Below are 16,041 nucleotides of genomic sequence, written 5' to 3'. Positions count from 1 at the left end.
AACCTGTCGTGCGACTAGGCGTGACTATCCATGCACCTGCTGGGGTCTGTCCCACCCTCTAACGCCCCAGACCTCGTTTCTGGATCATTTAACCTGTTGTTTTTGCCCCATCCCTAACCGAACTTGGCCCCCAATACCCCACCTTCTCCTCCACCTCCGGGCGATCGACCTCCCAAACCATCCTTAGGTAAGGATCCTATTACCATTGGCCAACTGCTGGATAAGCGCTATCGCATCTTGCAAGTGCTTGGCTCCGGAGCCTTTGGCAAAACCTACCTGGCTGCGGATCTGCGCCGGCCGGGCTATCCCCAATGTGTGGTGAAGCAACTGCGCCTGTTGCGCCCCAACCCCACCGCCGCCAAAAACGCACACCGTCTCTTTCAACGGGAGGCGGAAATGTTGCAACGGTTGGGAACCCATCCCCAAATTCCCCGCCTGTTGGCTTTTTTTGAAGAAAACGAGCAATTTTATCTCGTCAAGGAATTTGCACCGGGTCACCCCCTCTCGCGGGAGTTGGTGGTGGGGGAACCGCTCCCGGAGCAACGGGTGATTTCCATGGTGGCGGAAATTCTGGAAATTTTGTCCTTTGTGCATGGCAACCGGGTAATTCACCGGGACATCAAACCTGCCAACTTGATCCGCCGCAGCGCTGACGGCCGGTTGGTGTTGATTGACTTTGGTTCCGTGAAGGAAATTCTGCAAACCGATGGGGAATCGGCCGCCGCCCGCACGATCGCAGCGGGTACTCCGGCCTACATGCCGATCGAACAGTTTTATGGCAATCCCCAGTTCAACAGCGATATCTACGCCGTCGGGGCGATCGCAATTCAGGCCTTAGGGGGCTTTTCCTCGGAGGAATTGCAGGCCTTGCGCGGATCCCAGGAGCCGGTGAGTGGCCGCCTGAATTGGCGAGCCAGCATTTCCGTCAGCACGGCGTTTGGAACCGTCCTCGATAAAATGGTGCATCCTTCCTATCAACAGCGCTACGCCAGCGCCGAGGAAGTGTTGATGGATCTGTTGCCGTTAATGGGCGGGAATGTTGGCGAGTCCACCACCACCGCTGCCGAGGAAGAACTAGGCAACCCCATTCCCTGGGCTGAATGGTGGCGACGTTGGTGGCCTTGGGGGTTGGGGCTGTTGGGCACGGTGGTGGGGCTGGCAACCCTCTGGCAGTCGGGGTTGCCCCAGTTGGCCATTGCCCAGATGATTTTGTCGCGGTGGTCTCAAGTGCCCACGGGGTTGGTGATGAACCAAAATGCGTCCCCCTCGGATTTGGTGGGAATTGCGCGGATGTTGGAGGGAAAAACCCCGGCTCCCGATCGCACCTGGGACTACAGCAAGGCTATTCACGACGCAACCCAAGCCCTGGTCTGGTCCGCCAGCAGTTCCGCCTATTTTTTGCGCGGCGTGGCCTACTACAACAGCGGTAACTGGAATGCGGCCTTGGCCGATTTAAACCAGGCCTTGCAGCTCGAAGCTAAGGACGCGATCGCCCGTACCTATCTGGCGGCCACGCAAGATCGCCTAGGCGATTTGCAAAGCGCCCTGGCCAGCTACGATCGCGCCATTAAAGACGATGCCAATTTGAGTGCGGCTTATCTGGGGCGCGGCTTTGTGCGGTTGGAACTGAGCGACGCGAAAGGGGCGATCGCGGACTTTGACAAAGTGCTATCTCAGCAGTCCAGTTGGTCGGCGGCCCACCGTGGCCGGGCCCTGGCCAAAATGCTGGCGGGCGACTCCGAAGGGGCGATCACCGACAGCTCCCAAGCCATTCGGCTCGATCCCAACAACGCCAGGGCCTATCAGGTACGGGGACGCACCCACTTTGCCAGCGGCAATCTGCCCTCGGCCCTGGCCGATTTGACGGTGGCCATTCGATTAGACAGCAAGGATCCGGAGAGCTACTACTATCGCGCCCTCACTCGCCAGGCCCTGGGGGAACCCCAAGGCACTCTCAGCGATCTGAATCAGGCGATCGCCCTGGACGATCGCTACGCCATGGCCTACCAACAGCGGGGATTGGTGCAGGTGGGGTTGGGCAACCGGGCCCCGGCAGCGGCGGATTTTCGACAGGCAGCCAAGCTTTGTCTCGATCGGGGGCAACTGGATTGTTATGACGCGGCCCGCCGTGAGCTAGAGAAATTGCAGGCCATGCCTTAAGGACTGTTCTCTAGTGGCGTGACAGGCTTCATTCATTGGGTCAAAGTCACGAAGCCAGTCGTAGTAACAAGGGGCTTAAGCCCCTTGCTGCCTAACGAGTTGGTGACGGCAACAGTCATTTAACTTGACCTATCAAAATAAGCTTGCCGAACTACTAGATTATTCTCCACCCCCCATACCCTCATGCTGTCGATCGGGAAAATCATCGGTAACCCATGGCCCGGGAAAGTCGCCAGACGCATTCGACAAACCGGACTGACCGGCGCAGTGGTGGGCCTGTTGGTAGGTTGCCAATCGCCCCCATCGCCTCCGCTGTCTTCGTCATCCGCGCCGATCGGTTCGCCCCCGGTGCAACCCTTGACGCGCATCACCCAATCCGGCGGCGGCATTGCGATCGCGCCCGATCGCCTGGCCGTCAGCACAGGCCAGGTGATTTTGGTGCCAGCCTACTCCCATGTGTATTACGGCGATCGGCAGGATGAATTTCTGCTGAGCGTCACCCTCAGCATTCGCAACACCAGTCTCACGGAATCGATTGTGGTGCGATCGGTGCGGTATTACGACTCCCAAGGCAAGCTGATTAAGCAATATGCCAGCAGCGCCTTGAAACTGCCGCCCTTAGCGAGCACAGAATTTTTCATTCCCCAAACCGATCGCAGCGGCGGTTCCAGCGCCAGTTTTGTGGTGGAGTGGGTCGCGGAGCAAAAGCAGGTCACGGCCCCGATCGTGGAAGCGATTATGCTCAGTACCAGTTTTCAGCAGGGCGTTTCGTTCACCAGTCCTGGCCGCGTGATTCAAGAACTTTCGGCCTCACCATCCGCCCGATCGTCCAATTCGCAGTGATGACAATGGGGCTGGACTCGTCGAACCATGGGATGGTTGGGCGATCAAAATCATGCTTCAGCAACCCTGCGGCGGCCGCCGAAATCAGGACTGAGAATTACGGGGATCCTAAAGATTGCAGGGAAATGAACGCGATCGCCATGCCTAAATCCTCGTCATCGGTGGCCAACAACAGGCGAGTGGCGTTCGGCTCCGGAGCCAGGGCGATCGCTTCGATTTTGTGGTTGCCCGCTTGGATCAGATTTTGCGGGCGATCGACCGGCTGCCAAACCCATTGGCCCTCAACCCAAGTCAGCGACCCCACCCAATACAGGGCCGACTGAAAAGGGCCCTGATCACCGCCATCGATGGTGGCCACACCCAACAGGCGACCATCGGCTAAATAAACCAAATCCGAGAGCGATCGCTGGGTGGCCAAATCCAGGGGGCCGGTCACGGGGGCGCTGCCTTGTAGCTCGATCGCGTTGGTGGCCGGGTCAAACCAACCCCAATGGAGGGTGGCGGGGCGGCCCTGGCCACCGCGATCGGCAAACAGAATCACCAGTCGATCGCCCCAGCGCACAATCCGCAGGACTTCGATATCGCGATCGGGTTCCGGAGTTGGGGGCAAGTTAAACACCGCCCGCACAGTCAGTTCACCGGCCAGCGATCGGGGGTCTGGATTCAGGAAAACCTCGGCGATCGAGGAACCGCTCTCCACCGCCGACAACCGATAGGCCCGTCCGCGACTGGTCACGGCTAGATAGTCCCCGGTTCCAGGAATGGCGCTGATGGCTTCGAGGTCGATCGGCAGTTCGGCATCGAGGGGCCAGGCCAGGGACGATCGCCCCCGGGGTGGTTGATCGCCCCATTGCACCTGACTGAGCCGATAAAGCGCCGTTCGGGCCCGATCGCCCTTGGTATCATGCACCGCCAAAAAGAAATCATGATCACCATCGGGCCCCTGCCAGGCCAGGCCACTGATGCCCGAGAAGCGATCGGCCCCGAGTTCTGTCCAGCGCAGCACCAAGGGACTGCGGGCCCAAAGGGGAGCATTGACCAGGCCGATCGCCCCGATGGTCACCAGCAACAGCAGCATCCACCGGCCCAGGCGGCGCAAAAGAATTGGGAGTCGGGGACGAGGCGATGGGGAATCAGGCAGCATCGGCGCAAAATCGATAGCGATCGATCGACTGGGGAGCGACTTCCCTAGTTTGACCGATGGGCTGAAGCGGTTGCCAGCTTAGAGAATGCTTAAAAAGTATTCTTTGGCGCGGGCAAGCACCAAGAGTCGTGAAGACAAGGGGCTTAAGCCCCTTGTCTAAGTCGATCACTGAGGCGTACAGAGTAGCAATTTTGGTTTTTCAGACATCCTCTTAGGCGACGGATTGGAAAAAGTCGATCGTGGCGCGTAGAGCTTGGGCAAACCGATCAATTTCTTCGATCGTGTTGTAGAAATACAGGCTGGCGCGGGCGGTGGAAGCAATATTTAGGGACTTGTGCAGGGGTTGGGTGCAGTGGTGACCCGATCGAATGGCGATTCCCTCCTGATCCAAAAATGAGGAGAGATCGTGGGCGTGAATCCCCTCCACGGTGAAGGCAGCCAAAGCCGCCCGGCCGGAGCCATCCCCTTGGGGACGGGGGCCATAGATGCGCACTTCAGGAATAGCCCCGAGGCGATCGAACAGGTGGCGGGTTAATTCCGCTTCATAGTCGTGAATGGCATCCATCCCGATCGCGCTGAGGTAGTCGATCGCCGCGCCCAAGGCGATCGCCTCGCCAATGGCCGGTGTGCCCGCTTCCAACTTGTGGGGCAAGTCCGCATAGGTCGATCGCTCTAGTTCCACCTCGGCAATCATTTCCCCACCCCCCAAAAAGGGCGGCATCGATCGCAACAGTTCCAACTTGCCGTAAAGGAAGCCAATGCCCGTGGGGGCGCACATTTTGTGACCCGAAGCCACCAGCCAATCACAATCTAGCGCTTGCACATCCAGGGCCAAGTGGGGCGCACTTTGGCAAGCATCAAGCAAGACTTTGGCTCCCACCGATCGAGCGGTGGCCACCACCTCCGCCACGGGCAAAACACAGCCTAAGGTGTTGGACACATGCACCAGGGAGACCAGTTTGGTGCGATCGGAAATCAGCGATCGCAACTGCTCCAAATCCAAGGATTCCGTGGCATCCAAGCCCACAAATTTCAGCACTGCCCCCGTGCGCTGAGCCACCAATTGCCAGGGCACTAAATTGCTGTGGTGCTCTGCCACGGACAGAATCATTTCATCGCCCGGTTGCAGTTGGCTCATGCCCCAACTGTAGGCCACCAGATTGATCGCTTCGCTGGCATTGCGTGTGAACACAATTTCCTGAAACGATCGGGCATTCACAAACTTGGCCACCTTTTCCCGTGCCGCTTCATAGGCATCCGTGGCCCGCATACTCAGGGTGTGAACCCCGCGATGCACATTGGCGTTGTCCCACTCGTAATAGTGCCGCAAGGCATCAATCACCTGTCGGGGCTTTTGGGAGGTGGCGGCATTGTCCAAATACACCAGCGGTTGATCATGCACCCGTTGATCCAGGATCGGGAAATCGGGGCGCACCTGTTGGGCGATCGAGCGGGGCAAGGCGAGGGTCATGGCACAGGGAACAGAACAAGAAAGGGCAGCAGACCTGATGACCAACCGGGAGCAAGGGCAATTAGCTCCCGATCAACCGGTATCGATGGCGACCGATGAACGTTCACTATTGATACGCAGGATTAATCCGTTGGGCAATTTGGCTAGCCAAGGTCGATCGCAACGAGGCGATCGGGAGGCGATCCAAAATTTCCCCGGCAAACCCATCCAACAGGAGCGATCGCGCCGTGGCCAAATCCAAGCCGCGACTGCGACAGTAAAACAGCTCCGTTTCTTCCAGTTGGCTGACCGTGGAACCGTGGGAGCACTTCACATCATCCGCAATGATTTCCAGTTGTGGCTTGGTGTCCACCCGCGCCTTGGGCGACAGCAACAGATTGCGGTTGAGCTGGGCGGCGTTGGTTTGTTGTGCATCATGATCCACAAAAACCCGTCCATTGAAGACCGTGTGGCCCCGATCGTCCGCGATGCACTTGTGCAACTGATCGGCGGTTCCGTGGGGATGGCTCAACACCAGGGAGCTATGGGTGTCCGTTAACTGCTCGCCCGTGGCCACCGACAGGCCGTTCAAGATCGTTTCAGTGCCGGGGCCCGTTTGGGCAATGTCGATCGAGTGACGGGCGATCGATGCACCCTGGCTGATGGTGGTCAGGGTGTAGTGACTGTTCCAGTCCTGGGAAATGGCGGTTTTGCCAATGTGGATCGCCTGTTCACCTTCCCGTTGCAGTCGCACATGGTGCAGGGTGGCGCAATTTCCCAGCACCACTTCCATCACGCTGTTGGTGCAGTAGCCGCCTTGCCCGATCGCCACGTAGTCTTCAATTAAGGTGCAGTGGCTGTCGCCGGCCTTGGCCAACACCAAGCAACGGGGTTGACTGATTGCCGGTTGATCCGCCGTGGCTACATAGAGCAAATGAATGGGTTTGGCCACCTGCACGCGGCGCTCCAGTTCAATCACCACACCATCGCTCAGCCCAGCCGTATTCAGAACCGAGAAGGCATCCTGGCTGCCCTGTTGGCCCAGGTGGTTTGCCAGCCGCTCCCGATCGGTCACGGCCATCAGCGAGCCGATCGTCACGCCCTCGGGTAATTCAGCCAAATTCGATAGTTCCGGCGCAAACCGACCGTTCACCACCACCACCCGCACGGGCGCTTCGGGAATGGCAAACGCCGCGATCGCCGCCGGTTCAAGGGTGGTCAGCGCCGGGGCCCGAAACGCGATCGCCAACATGGGTGACAGATCCGTAAACCGCCAATCTTCATCCCGCGTCGAAGGCAACGCCATTTCCTGCGCCACGGCCTGGGCCTGCGATCGCAGCCGCTGCACCAATTCCCAATCGGTTGTCGGGGTTGCCGCCGTCACCGTGGACAGCAAGCCCGCGTAATAGGTCGATCGCTGGGCCGCTTTGCCGGGTGCGCGATCGCCCGGCGTTGAGTTCGCCGTCAGTGCGTCCAAATCTGCCTTGTTCAAGTCCGTTAAACCACTCAAATCCACGCCCATGGTTACACCCCCACCGGCTGCAACTCATCTACCCAGTCGTAGCCCTTGGCTTCCAACTCCAGCGCCAATTCCTTATCGCCCGTCATCACGATTTTGCCGTCGTACATGACATGGACATAATCCGGAATGATGTAGTCCAGCAGCCGTTGGTAGTGGGTAATCACCAGCATCGCATTCTTTTCGTTTGCCAGTTGATTCACCCCCTCGGCCACAATCCGCAGGGCATCAATATCCAAGCCAGAATCCGTTTCATCCAACACGGCCAAGGTGGGTTCGAGCAGCGCCATTTGCAGGATTTCGTTGCGCTTTTTCTCGCCACCCGAGAAGCCTTGATTCACGCTGCGATCGAGGAAGGACGCATCCATCTGCACCACTTGCAGGCGATCGTGCACCACATCCTCAAAATCAAAGGGATCCACTTCCTCTAACCCTTGGTGTTTGCGGCGGGCATTGTAGGACGCACGCAGAAAATCCAGGTTGGAAACCCCGGGAATTTCGACCGGATATTGGAAGGCCAAAAACACCCCCGATCGGGCCCGTTCTTCCGCCTCCAATTCCAATAGATTTTGCCCTTCAAAGACCACCTCGCCACCGGTCACCTCATAGGCCGGATGTCCTGCCAAAATTTTGGAGAAGGTGCTTTTTCCAGAGCCATTGCGACCCATAATCGCGTGAATTTCGCCGGCCTTAATTTCCAGGTTCAACCCCTTCAAAATCGGCGTGTCATTCACATTGGCAGTGAGGTTTTTGACCGAAAGCACGGTCGGTGCATTATCAACAATCATCGTGGCCCTTCAACCCTTAAAAACATGCTTCCAATTCAACAAACCAGTTCAACAAACCAGTTCAACAAACAAGGGTCTTAGAGCCTGTCGTCACTGCCTGAGATCAAGCGAAAAGGGTTAATTGTCCATGCCCCAATCGTTGTAGCAAGGGGCTTAAGCCCCTTGTCTTTCGCGATCTGTTGATGGTGGAATCAGAAGCCCCTTGTTTCTCAAGATCCGCTAACAGTGAAATCAGAGTTTCAGGCAACTTGGCAATTAAGACCTAAGCCCCTTGTTTCCAATCCCGATCGACCCAGCGTCGTTAGCCCACTGAGCCTTCCAACTTCAGGCTTAGGAGCTTGTCGGCTTCCACCGCAAATTCCATCGGCAACTGGTTAAACACATCCTTGCAGAAGCCCGAAATCATCATTGAAACGGCATCTTCGGCGGAAATGCCCCGTTGCGCCAAATAGAACAGTTGGTCTTCGCCAATCTTGGACGTGGTGGCTTCGTGCTCCACCCTGGCCAACTCGTTTTGCACCTGAATGTAGGGATAGGTGTTGGCTTGGGCATTACTGCCAATCAGCATCGAATCGCATTGGGAATAGTTGCGCGCCCCATCGGCATTGGGGCCCACTTTCACCAGTCCGCGATAGCTGTTTTTGGACTTGCCCGCCGAAATCCCCTTGGAAACGATCGTGCTGCGGGTGTTTTTGCCGATATGCACCATCTTCGTGCCGGTGTCGGCCTGCTGACAGTTATTGGTGAGGGCGACGGAGTAGAACTCCCCGATCGAGTTATCGCCCACCAGCACGCAACTGGGATATTTCCAAGTAATGGCTGATCCCGTTTCCACCTGAGTCCAAGAAATCTTGGAATTCCTGCCTTTGCAGAGGCCGCGCTTGGTCACGAAGTTATAAATTCCGCCCTTCCCGTTCGCATCCCCGGCATACCAGTTTTGCACCGTGGAATATTTGATGCTGGCATTGTCCAGGGCCACCAATTCCACCACCGCCGCATGGAGCTGGTTGCTGTCATACATGGGGGCGGTGCAACCTTCCAAATAGCTGACGGAGCTACCTTCTTCGGCCACGATCAACGTCCGCTCAAACTGACCGGAATCACCGTTGTTGATGCGGAAGTAGGTGGACAATTCCATGGGGCATTCAACGCCCTTGGGAATATAAACAAAGGAGCCATCGCTAAAAACAGCGGAGTTGAGGGCCGCAAAGTAGTTATCCGCGATCGGGACAACGCTGCCCAAATATTTTTTAACCAGCTCCGGATGCTCCTTCAGGGCCTCAGAAATGGAGCAGAAAATCACCCCATGTTCTGCGAGCTTTTCGCGGAACGTGGTGGCCACGGAAACGCTATCAAAGATGGCATCCACCGCCACATTCGCCAGCCGCTTTTGCTCCGAAAGGGGAATCCCCAATTTCTCGAAGGTTTCGAGCAGGGTTGGATCAACTTCATCGAGGCTCTGCTTCTTTTGCGTTTGCTTCGGAGCGGAGTAGTAAATGATGTCTTGGTAGTTGATCGGAGGGTAGTTCACATCGGGCCAGGTCGGCTCCGTCATTTTCAGCCACTGGCGGTAGGCCCGCAGCCGAAATTCCAGCATGAACTCTGGCTCGTTTTTCTTGGCCGAAATGGCGTAGACAGTCTCTTCGCTGAGACCCCGAGGCAGGGTATCTGACTCGATGTCGGTGACGAAGCCGTACTTATAGGGTTGGTTAACGAGGGTGCTGACGGGTGCGCTCATGGCTCGTGGGGGCTGGCGTTCTTCTCGGGGGGGCGGGGGCCATCGGCGGAATGGACGATCGCACCTGTGGCTGCCGGGGCGATCGCACGGATTGTAACCACTCACCGCGCGGAAAATCGCGGGAGTGGGCAGCGCTAGCGCATGTTTAGGATTTCGTCGAGACCGATTTCCTGCTGCTCGCCCCGGAAGTCATTGTCAGGGGTTAGAAACAACATGCAGTGACATTCATAGCGCTCGCGCATGGGCACGCAAGGACAATTCCAATAGGCAGCGGCCACTTCGGCTTCCTTATCTTCGTAGTGCCGACAGGGGCAAAGGGGCGAGCCGAGTTCGTCCTTGTGACGGGCGAGACCTTCGATCACGACAGCGGTCACGCCCGGGTCAGCGCAAAAGTAAGTGCCAGTACGTTTGGCGTAGCTTTCAGCGAACTTCCGAACCGCATCAAGGCTCTTTTCGCTGGCGTGGGTCGTTGCATTGTCCATGTCGGCGGTCTCTAGAAATTAACGGTGGGGTTTGTATAATGACCTTGATTGCTAAAACAACTTGATTGTTGCGTAATCGTTTTTAGCGTACTTTAGCAACGCAAAAGTTGTCAAAGCCTGAGCGATCGAGGCCAGAATATAACAATAGGCTGTTTTCTTAACCGGTTGTTTTGAACGGGCCGATTCACGGTCGATCGACTGGCTGCCGCTGCCGAATGCTGCCCAATCCACGATCCACGGTCTGAGCGAATGAGTGCTCTTCAGCAAGCGTCCACGAAGCATGACATTTTGAAATACCTCCTCCAGCAGGGCGAGGCCACGGCCCAACGGTTGGCGGAGGCGCTGGGCATCAGTCCACAGGCCACCCGTCGCCACCTGAAGGATCTCGAAAGCGAGGGGCTGATTTTGCACGAGGCGGCCAGGGGCGGCACGGGTCGTCCCCAGCACCTTTACCGGTTGAGTCCGGCGGGGCGATCGCAGTTTCCCGACAACTACGATGAATTTGCCGTGGACTTGCTCCACACCCTGACCGAAACGATCGGGAATGATCAAGTGCAGTCCCTGCTGCGACAACAGTGGGTGCGCAAGGCGTTGGACTACCGACGACATCTGGGCGCGGGGAATTTGCGCGATCGGGTGGCTCGGTTGGTGGACTTGCGCCGCGCCGAGGGCTACATGGCTGAGTGGGAAGCGATCGAGCCGGAAGCCGAGGGTCACCCGCGCTATCTGCTGGTGGAACACAACTGCGCCATTTCCACTGTGGCCGAGTCCTATCCCGGCGTTTGCGCCCATGAGTTGGAAATGTTTGCGATCGCCCTTCAGGGCTGCAAGGTGGAGCGCACCCACTGGATTGTGGGCGGCGAGCACCGTTGTGGCTACTCCATCCAAGAGTCGGAAACCACCCCCGCGACCCGCGTCAACTAGGCTCGCCCCACCCGGCCCCACAATCCCCGGCCCCACACTCATATGAGGTGCGACATATGAGAGGTGCAACAGAAGGGGCGATTGAGGGGAGCGATCGGGTCAGAAATCGGGCTAAGGTTAACTAGCGGGGGGTTGCCGATTGCATCGCGCCTGTTCAACTCCGCCTGTTAATCCCACCCATTCCAGCCCGCCCATTGCCTCTCGGGCGCTGTCTCCCAAGCCTGGGTGAACTGAGCCAAGCGATCGCGATGGAAACCGTCCGCCTCGATGCCTATGCCGCTGAACAATCCGATGAATCCTCAGGGTTTGGAGTTTTTGACCCCCGAAGAGTCTGCAAAGGTCGATGCGGCTCTGTTGTCTCAGCCTGAAAAGTTTTTAACGCGGTTGACCCTCTCGTCTTTAAAACTGCTGCGCTACATTGCCGAGGACGAGGGCGTGGCGATCGAAGCGTTAACCCATGATCAGGTGATTGCTTGGTTTGAGCGCGAGGCAAAGCGCAAGCGCGAGCAGGGAATTGATGCGACAGTGCTGAAGTGGGATGTTTAAATCGGTTTACAGACCTGTTTTGGCGGGTCTGTTTTTGATAGATTTTGGGTCTAATGTCCTTTTGAATTGCCTTTCAATTTCCCTTTGAGCTTTAACTTCACGTTCAATTTAAGTTCAATTCCCACTCTAATCCCAACTCTAATTCCCGATTTACACCACCACCATGCTTGACTGGCTGCACACCCTTCTGGGTCACGATCATCACGCCCTATCTCAATCGATCCAAACAAGTTGGCAGTTTGGGTTTTCTGCCTTGCAAACCAGCCCTGCCAGTGAATTTTCACGGGGCTATTGTGTCCAAATCTGTGCCTTTCTGGTGCCGGCCAATTTGTTGGCAACGATTCAAGCGCTGGTGATGATGGTGATCGATCGCCCCCTGCGCGATCGACTGGTGATTGGTTTGGTCGGCAGTCTTTACGCTACCTTGATGGTGTTGCATGTGGCGACCTGGTTTGCGGTGGGCGTGGTGATGGCTCCGACCTATGTGTTGCTGTCGTTGGCGGTGGTTTGTTTGGTGATGAATGGGGCAATTATTGGGAAAGCGGTTCGCTCTCGACCCAACTTGGGCAGCTCCGTCACCGCTTCGGCCCCTGCCCTCTAGAACGACACAATTAAGACTGCACCGATCGATCAGGAACGGAAGAGATGCCTTTTGAGTAGGCACAAGTTCAAATCGATCCCCATCCTTAAAAAGGCCAACCCCAAAAAAACAGACAAGGGGCTTCAGCCCCTTGCCCCCATCATCTTGTCAGCCCACAATCTTGCTGTGGAAGAATCAGGGCTGTCACCCATTCGATTAACCCAGATCTGCTCGATCTCGATCAAACCGACTCGATCAAACCGAGATTAAATCTAGATCAGCTTGATGGCCCGCAGGGTGAACATCATGCCCGCTGCCACGCCCAACATGCCGCCAAAGAAGATGAAATAAGTCATTACGCCAGACATGGGCCAAGCCTCCCAATGGATTCTGAAAAATGGGTTAGTCCCTAACCATTGAACCATCCCGCGCTAAAATACGGCCCGCTCTGGTTTTTTGCCGTTCGTTCACTGTTGCTGGCGCAGTTGCGCTTTGGGTTATGGCCGCTACGATTCGCGTAAATTTACCCCAAAATGCCTACGACATCGCGATCGGGGCGGGCTTGCTCGATCATGTGGGCGATTGGATGCGCGAGCGATCGACCCAAACCAATCCCAAGGTTTTGCTGGTCTCAAACCCGCAAATCTTCAAGCGCTATGGCGATCGGGTGATCACGTCCCTGCGGGCGGCGGGTTACCAAGTTCAAAGCTGCATTTTGCCTGCTGGCGAGCGGTACAAAACCCCCAGCTCTCTCCAAAAAATTCACGATGCGGCTCTCGATTTCCGTTTGGAGCGATCGAGCGTCATGTTGGCGCTGGGCGGCGGAGTGATTGGCGACATGACCGGGTTTGCGGCCGCCACTTGGTTGCGGGGCATCGCCTTTGTGCAAGTGCCCACCTCGCTGTTGGCCATGGTGGATGCCGCGATCGGGGGCAAAACCGGCATTAACCATCCCCGGGGCAAAAATCTGATTGGGGCCTTTCACCAACCGAGGCTGGTGTTGATTGATCCCGAGGTGTTGGCCACCCTGCCAGGGCGGGAACTGCGGGCGGGCATGGCGGAAGTGATTAAGTACGGCATTATCTGGGATCCAGACTTGTTTGATCGGCTGGAAGCGGCCCCGCGCCTCGATCGATTTGCCGCCATTCAACCCCTGTTGGGTGAGATTTTGCAGCGATCCTGCCAAGCCAAGGCCGATGTGGTGGCCCAGGACGAAAAGGAAGGGGGCTTGCGGGCCATTCTCAACTATGGCCACACGATCGGCCATGCGATCGAGTCATTAACTAACTATCGATTGGTGAACCATGGGGAAGCCGTGGCGATCGGGATGGTGGCGGCGGCCGAGTTGGCGGCCAAAATGAGCCTGTGGGATGGGGGAAACTGTGCCCGCCAACTGGCGGTGATCCAAAAAACGGCCCTGCCCGATCGCGTGCCTGCCAGCCTGGATCCGGAGGCGATCGCCGACTCCCTGTTGTTAGATAAAAAAGTCAAAGACGGCAAAGTTCGCTTCATCTTGCCCACTCGGATCGGAGCCGTTGAAATGGTTGATCAAGTCCCCGCCGATGTGTTGTACCCAGTGCTGCGAGCCTTACAGGGTTGATAGTGGGGTCACTGAGCACCGGTCTCTGGCTGGATGCTGGCTTTTCCCGGGTTCGGTCAGTGTTCGGCCAAATGTAGTAGACTCTGCCTGACGCGGGTTCTCGTTGCATTCTGAAACGTTGGTAGCCCCATGTTCCCGTATTTGTTTCATTTCATTGCGTTTCTGGCGGCGGCGGCCATTGTGATGTGGACAACGCCGATCGTCCGGGCTGCGGGCCTCAAAACTGGGCGCTTTGATCTCCCCAACGAGCGTAAAATGCACGATCGCCCCATGGTTCGGCTGGGGGGAATTTCAATCTTTTGCGGCGCGATCGCGGCCCTTGGCCTGGTGTGGTGGCTCGGCGGCTTTGAAACCGCCAGCTCCCACAAAATCAATGAAATTATTGGCGTTTTAGGGGGCGGGATCGCTTTTTTCGCGATCGGGCTGGCGGATGACCTCTATGGCCTTTCTCCCTTCACGCGCCTGGCCATCCAAACCGCCGTCGCCACCATCTGTTGGCATGTGGGCGTTAGCATCGATTTCCTCACAATTCCTGGCTTGGGCCTGGTGCAATTGGGCTGGCTGAGCTTGCCCATCACCGTCCTCTGGTTAGTGGGCATGGTGAACGCCATCAACTGGATTGACGGTCTGGATGGGCTGGCGGCCGGCGTTTCCGGCATTTCCGCCACCGTCATGATGTTTGTGGCTCTGTTTATGAACCAGCCAGCCGTGGGCCTGATTGCTGCGGCCTTGGCGGGCGCGGCCCTCGGATTTTTGCGCTACAACTTCAATCCTGCCCAAATCTTTATGGGAGACGGGGGAGCCTACTTTATGGGCTTTGTGCTGGCAGGGGTTGGGGCGATCGGCCTGGTAAAGGTAACCGCCGTCACTTCTGTGCTGCTGCCTTACCTGATCCTGGCGGTTCCGTTGCTGGATATGTCGGCGGTCATTCTCGATCGCCTGCGCAACGGCAAGCTGCCTTGGATTGCCGACAAGCGACATTTACACCACCGCCTTCTGGATGCCGGCCTGTCCCATCGGGCGGCCGTTTTGTTTATTTACGCCCTGACCCTGTGGGTGGGCACCCTGGCTCTGGCTTTTTCCGGAATGCCCAGCGGTCTTGGCTATGCCCTCGCGGCCACCGCCGTTTTGAGCTACATGGGCTGGCAGGTTTGGCGACAGGCCAAAAACCCCTCCTAGGGCCAACTGAATGGATCCGATCGCCCTACTGATTGGCCTAGGACTAGGCGGGGCGATCGGCTGGTGGGGGCGTGCTGCTTGGCGATCGCCCAAACCCGATTTATCACCCTCCTTGGATCAGCTTCAGCATTACCTGTGGCAGTGGCACGATCGCCATGCCCAATCCTTAGATCTGCTGCTCGATCGACAGACAACCCTGGAACAGCAGTTGCAAACCTTGGGCGATCAATTAGGGGCGATCGAGCAACAGCTCAATACCTTGCCCACCGTCCCGATCGACCCCGAACCCGCACCCCTGGCCTCCGCAATTGGGTTTGATTACCTCCCCCTCAATGACCTGCTCGGCAATGGACAATGGTCAGCCGCCGATACCGCCACCCGAGACTATTTGCTAGCGGCCTTGGGCAAATCGCCCCAGGCTCCCCTCACCCCCGACGATTTCCAAAACCTCCCGCTCACGGACTTAGCCACCATCAATCATCTTTGGACCTACTGGAGCGGTGGGCGGTTTGGCTGGACAGCCCAACAAGCCGCCTGGCAAGCGGCCCAAGGCGACTATGGGCAATTTTGCGATCGGGTGGGTTGGCGCAAAGGTGAATCCTGGTGCTACTCCGACGAACTTTCCTTCCGCAACGATGCGCCCATCGGCCATTTACCCACCATTGTTTGGACAAAACGCGCCTGCTATGGACTAGGAGCCGTTCCCGTATCGAGCCTGTTAGCCGCCCTGCTCGATCGCCTGGCTCAGACCGATGGCTGAGGAGACTAGACACTTAGACAACTAATGGCCTTGGTTGTAAACCCCTTCGTCAAAGCCCCCTAAAGATCCAGATTGATAGGTATAAAAACTTATTCGTTTGAAAAATTGCATCTGTAACAATGACCCTTCTTTTCAATTGTTGAATCAAAAGCAGTGGCAATTCAAAGCCGCTTAAGAATTGCCACTGGGTCTTGCAGTCTGTAACTATCAATGCTGCCTTGGTGGGGTGATAAAAATCACTAATTGAGTGATTGGTATCCGATTACCATCCCAACAGAGCCAAATTGTGCTTCATTTCGAGAAATAGAGCATAGCTATCAGCCGTCAA

16 protein-coding genes are annotated in these 16,041 nt (G+C 57.0%); 8 read left to right on the top strand and 8 right to left on the bottom strand.

The features are described from left to right. Positions 1-123 precede the first annotated feature (123 nt). Entirely contained in the window at positions 124-2,160 is a 2,037-nt protein-coding gene (locus tag AC2IAX_RS00830; protein WP_494388909.1) for a protein kinase domain-containing protein, read from the top strand. 183 nt (positions 2,161-2,343) lie between these two features. Next, on the top strand, positions 2,344-3,003 hold the full coding sequence (locus tag AC2IAX_RS00825) for a DUF3124 domain-containing protein (protein WP_494388908.1): 660 nt from the start codon (positions 2,344-2,346) through the stop codon (positions 3,001-3,003). Positions 3,004-3,100: 97 nt separating this feature from the next. Here the strand turns inward: AC2IAX_RS00825 and AC2IAX_RS00820 are convergent, their stop codons facing one another. The 7 genes from AC2IAX_RS00820 to AC2IAX_RS00790 form a co-directional block, all read right to left on the bottom strand. After that, the gene (locus tag AC2IAX_RS00820) at positions 3,101-4,147 is read right to left on the bottom strand and encodes an SdiA-regulated/phytase-like domain-containing protein (protein WP_494388907.1); all 1,047 of its coding nucleotides are present in this window, start codon (positions 4,145-4,147) and stop codon (positions 3,101-3,103) included. A gap of 211 nt (positions 4,148-4,358) precedes the next feature. Continuing rightward, positions 4,359-5,618 carry a SufS family cysteine desulfurase gene (locus AC2IAX_RS00815; protein WP_494388906.1) on the bottom strand — a complete coding sequence of 420 codons (1,260 nt, stop codon included), beginning with the start codon at positions 5,616-5,618 and terminating at the stop codon, positions 4,359-4,361. Between the two features lie 106 nt (positions 5,619-5,724). Beyond that, positions 5,725-7,119, bottom strand: a complete 1,395-nt coding sequence (sufD, locus tag AC2IAX_RS00810) for a Fe-S cluster assembly protein SufD (protein ID WP_494388905.1) — start codon at positions 7,117-7,119, stop codon at positions 5,725-5,727. A 2-nt stretch (positions 7,120-7,121) separates the two neighbouring features. Continuing rightward, positions 7,122-7,904, bottom strand: coding sequence for a Fe-S cluster assembly ATPase SufC (gene sufC / locus AC2IAX_RS00805; protein WP_494388904.1), 783 nt, complete (start codon positions 7,902-7,904; stop codon positions 7,122-7,124). Positions 7,905-8,205: 301 nt separating this feature from the next. After that, a complete protein-coding gene (gene sufB / locus AC2IAX_RS00800) occupies positions 8,206-9,642 on the bottom strand; it encodes a Fe-S cluster assembly protein SufB (protein ID WP_494388903.1) in 1,437 nt (478 codons plus the stop codon). A gap of 134 nt (positions 9,643-9,776) precedes the next feature. Continuing rightward, entirely contained in the window at positions 9,777-10,124 is a 348-nt protein-coding gene (locus AC2IAX_RS00795; RefSeq protein ID WP_099535546.1) for a ferredoxin-thioredoxin reductase catalytic domain-containing protein, read from the bottom strand. A 51-nt stretch (positions 10,125-10,175) separates the two neighbouring features. Beyond that, on the bottom strand, positions 10,176-10,355 hold the full coding sequence (locus AC2IAX_RS00790) for a hypothetical protein (protein WP_494388902.1): 180 nt from the start codon (positions 10,353-10,355) through the stop codon (positions 10,176-10,178). An 18-nt stretch (positions 10,356-10,373) separates the two neighbouring features. Between AC2IAX_RS00790 and sufR the strand changes: the two genes are divergently transcribed. The 3 genes from sufR to AC2IAX_RS00775 all read left to right on the top strand — a co-directional run bounded on the left by sufR (position 10,374) and on the right by AC2IAX_RS00775 (position 12,195). Further along, positions 10,374-11,048, top strand: a complete 675-nt coding sequence (gene sufR, locus AC2IAX_RS00785; protein ID WP_494388901.1) for an iron-sulfur cluster biosynthesis transcriptional regulator SufR — start codon at positions 10,374-10,376, stop codon at positions 11,046-11,048. Between the two features lie 273 nt (positions 11,049-11,321). Next, a complete protein-coding gene (locus tag AC2IAX_RS00780; protein ID WP_494388900.1) occupies positions 11,322-11,594 on the top strand; it encodes an NDH complex assembly factor CRR9 in 273 nt (90 codons plus the stop codon). A gap of 163 nt (positions 11,595-11,757) precedes the next feature. After that, complete coding sequence (locus AC2IAX_RS00775; RefSeq protein WP_494388899.1) at positions 11,758-12,195, top strand: hypothetical protein; 438 nt, start codon at positions 11,758-11,760, stop codon at positions 12,193-12,195. A gap of 251 nt (positions 12,196-12,446) precedes the next feature. Here the strand turns inward: AC2IAX_RS00775 and petL are convergent, their stop codons facing one another. Beyond that, positions 12,447-12,542 carry a cytochrome b6-f complex subunit PetL gene (gene petL / locus AC2IAX_RS00770; RefSeq protein WP_494388898.1) on the bottom strand — a complete coding sequence of 32 codons (96 nt, stop codon included), beginning with the start codon at positions 12,540-12,542 and terminating at the stop codon, positions 12,447-12,449. 131 nt (positions 12,543-12,673) lie between these two features. Between petL and aroB the strand changes: the two genes are divergently transcribed. The 3 genes from aroB to AC2IAX_RS00755 all read left to right on the top strand — a co-directional run bounded on the left by aroB (position 12,674) and on the right by AC2IAX_RS00755 (position 15,713). Then, the gene (gene aroB / locus AC2IAX_RS00765) at positions 12,674-13,774 is read left to right on the top strand and encodes a 3-dehydroquinate synthase (RefSeq protein ID WP_494388897.1); all 1,101 of its coding nucleotides are present in this window, start codon (positions 12,674-12,676) and stop codon (positions 13,772-13,774) included. 129 nt (positions 13,775-13,903) lie between these two features. After that, positions 13,904-14,953: an MraY family glycosyltransferase gene (locus AC2IAX_RS00760; protein ID WP_494388896.1), complete on the top strand. Its 1,050-nt coding sequence runs from the start codon at positions 13,904-13,906 to the stop codon at positions 14,951-14,953. A 10-nt stretch (positions 14,954-14,963) separates the two neighbouring features. Further along, the gene (locus tag AC2IAX_RS00755; RefSeq protein WP_494388895.1) at positions 14,964-15,713 is read left to right on the top strand and encodes a GUN4 domain-containing protein; all 750 of its coding nucleotides are present in this window, start codon (positions 14,964-14,966) and stop codon (positions 15,711-15,713) included. Positions 15,714-16,041 lie beyond the last annotated feature (328 nt).

The sequence above is a fragment of the Limnothrix sp. HT2024 genome, from assembly GCF_059138625.1.
The sequence above is the reverse complement of the archived record's forward strand: the minus strand, read 5'-3'. Positions and strand labels throughout refer to the sequence as shown.

What these genes read in the sequence shown, in the direction of transcription:
- AC2IAX_RS00815 (WP_494388906.1), bottom strand. Translation starts at nt 5,618, where the DNA reads ATGACCCTCGCCTTGCCCCGCTCGATCGCCCAACAGGTGCGCCCCGAT.
- aroB (WP_494388897.1), top strand. Translation starts at nt 12,674, where the DNA reads ATGGCCGCTACGATTCGCGTAAATTTACCCCAAAATGCCTACGACATC.
- petL (WP_494388898.1), bottom strand. Translation starts at nt 12,542, where the DNA reads ATGTCTGGCGTAATGACTTATTTCATCTTCTTTGGCGGCATGTTGGGC.
- sufD (WP_494388905.1), bottom strand. Translation starts at nt 7,119, where the DNA reads ATGGGCGTGGATTTGAGTGGTTTAACGGACTTGAACAAGGCAGATTTG.
- AC2IAX_RS00795 (WP_099535546.1), bottom strand. Translation starts at nt 10,124, where the DNA reads ATGGACAATGCAACGACCCACGCCAGCGAAAAGAGCCTTGATGCGGTT.
- sufC (WP_494388904.1), bottom strand. Translation starts at nt 7,904, where the DNA reads ATGATTGTTGATAATGCACCGACCGTGCTTTCGGTCAAAAACCTCACT.
- AC2IAX_RS00755 (WP_494388895.1), top strand. Translation starts at nt 14,964, where the DNA reads ATGGATCCGATCGCCCTACTGATTGGCCTAGGACTAGGCGGGGCGATC.
- sufB (WP_494388903.1), bottom strand. Translation starts at nt 9,642, where the DNA reads ATGAGCGCACCCGTCAGCACCCTCGTTAACCAACCCTATAAGTACGGC.
- sufR (WP_494388901.1), top strand. Translation starts at nt 10,374, where the DNA reads ATGAGTGCTCTTCAGCAAGCGTCCACGAAGCATGACATTTTGAAATAC.
- AC2IAX_RS00825 (WP_494388908.1), top strand. Translation starts at nt 2,344, where the DNA reads ATGCTGTCGATCGGGAAAATCATCGGTAACCCATGGCCCGGGAAAGTC.
- AC2IAX_RS00760 (WP_494388896.1), top strand. Translation starts at nt 13,904, where the DNA reads ATGTTCCCGTATTTGTTTCATTTCATTGCGTTTCTGGCGGCGGCGGCC.
- AC2IAX_RS00820 (WP_494388907.1), bottom strand. Translation starts at nt 4,147, where the DNA reads ATGCTGCCTGATTCCCCATCGCCTCGTCCCCGACTCCCAATTCTTTTG.
- AC2IAX_RS00775 (WP_494388899.1), top strand. Translation starts at nt 11,758, where the DNA reads ATGCTTGACTGGCTGCACACCCTTCTGGGTCACGATCATCACGCCCTA.
- AC2IAX_RS00780 (WP_494388900.1), top strand. Translation starts at nt 11,322, where the DNA reads ATGCCGCTGAACAATCCGATGAATCCTCAGGGTTTGGAGTTTTTGACC.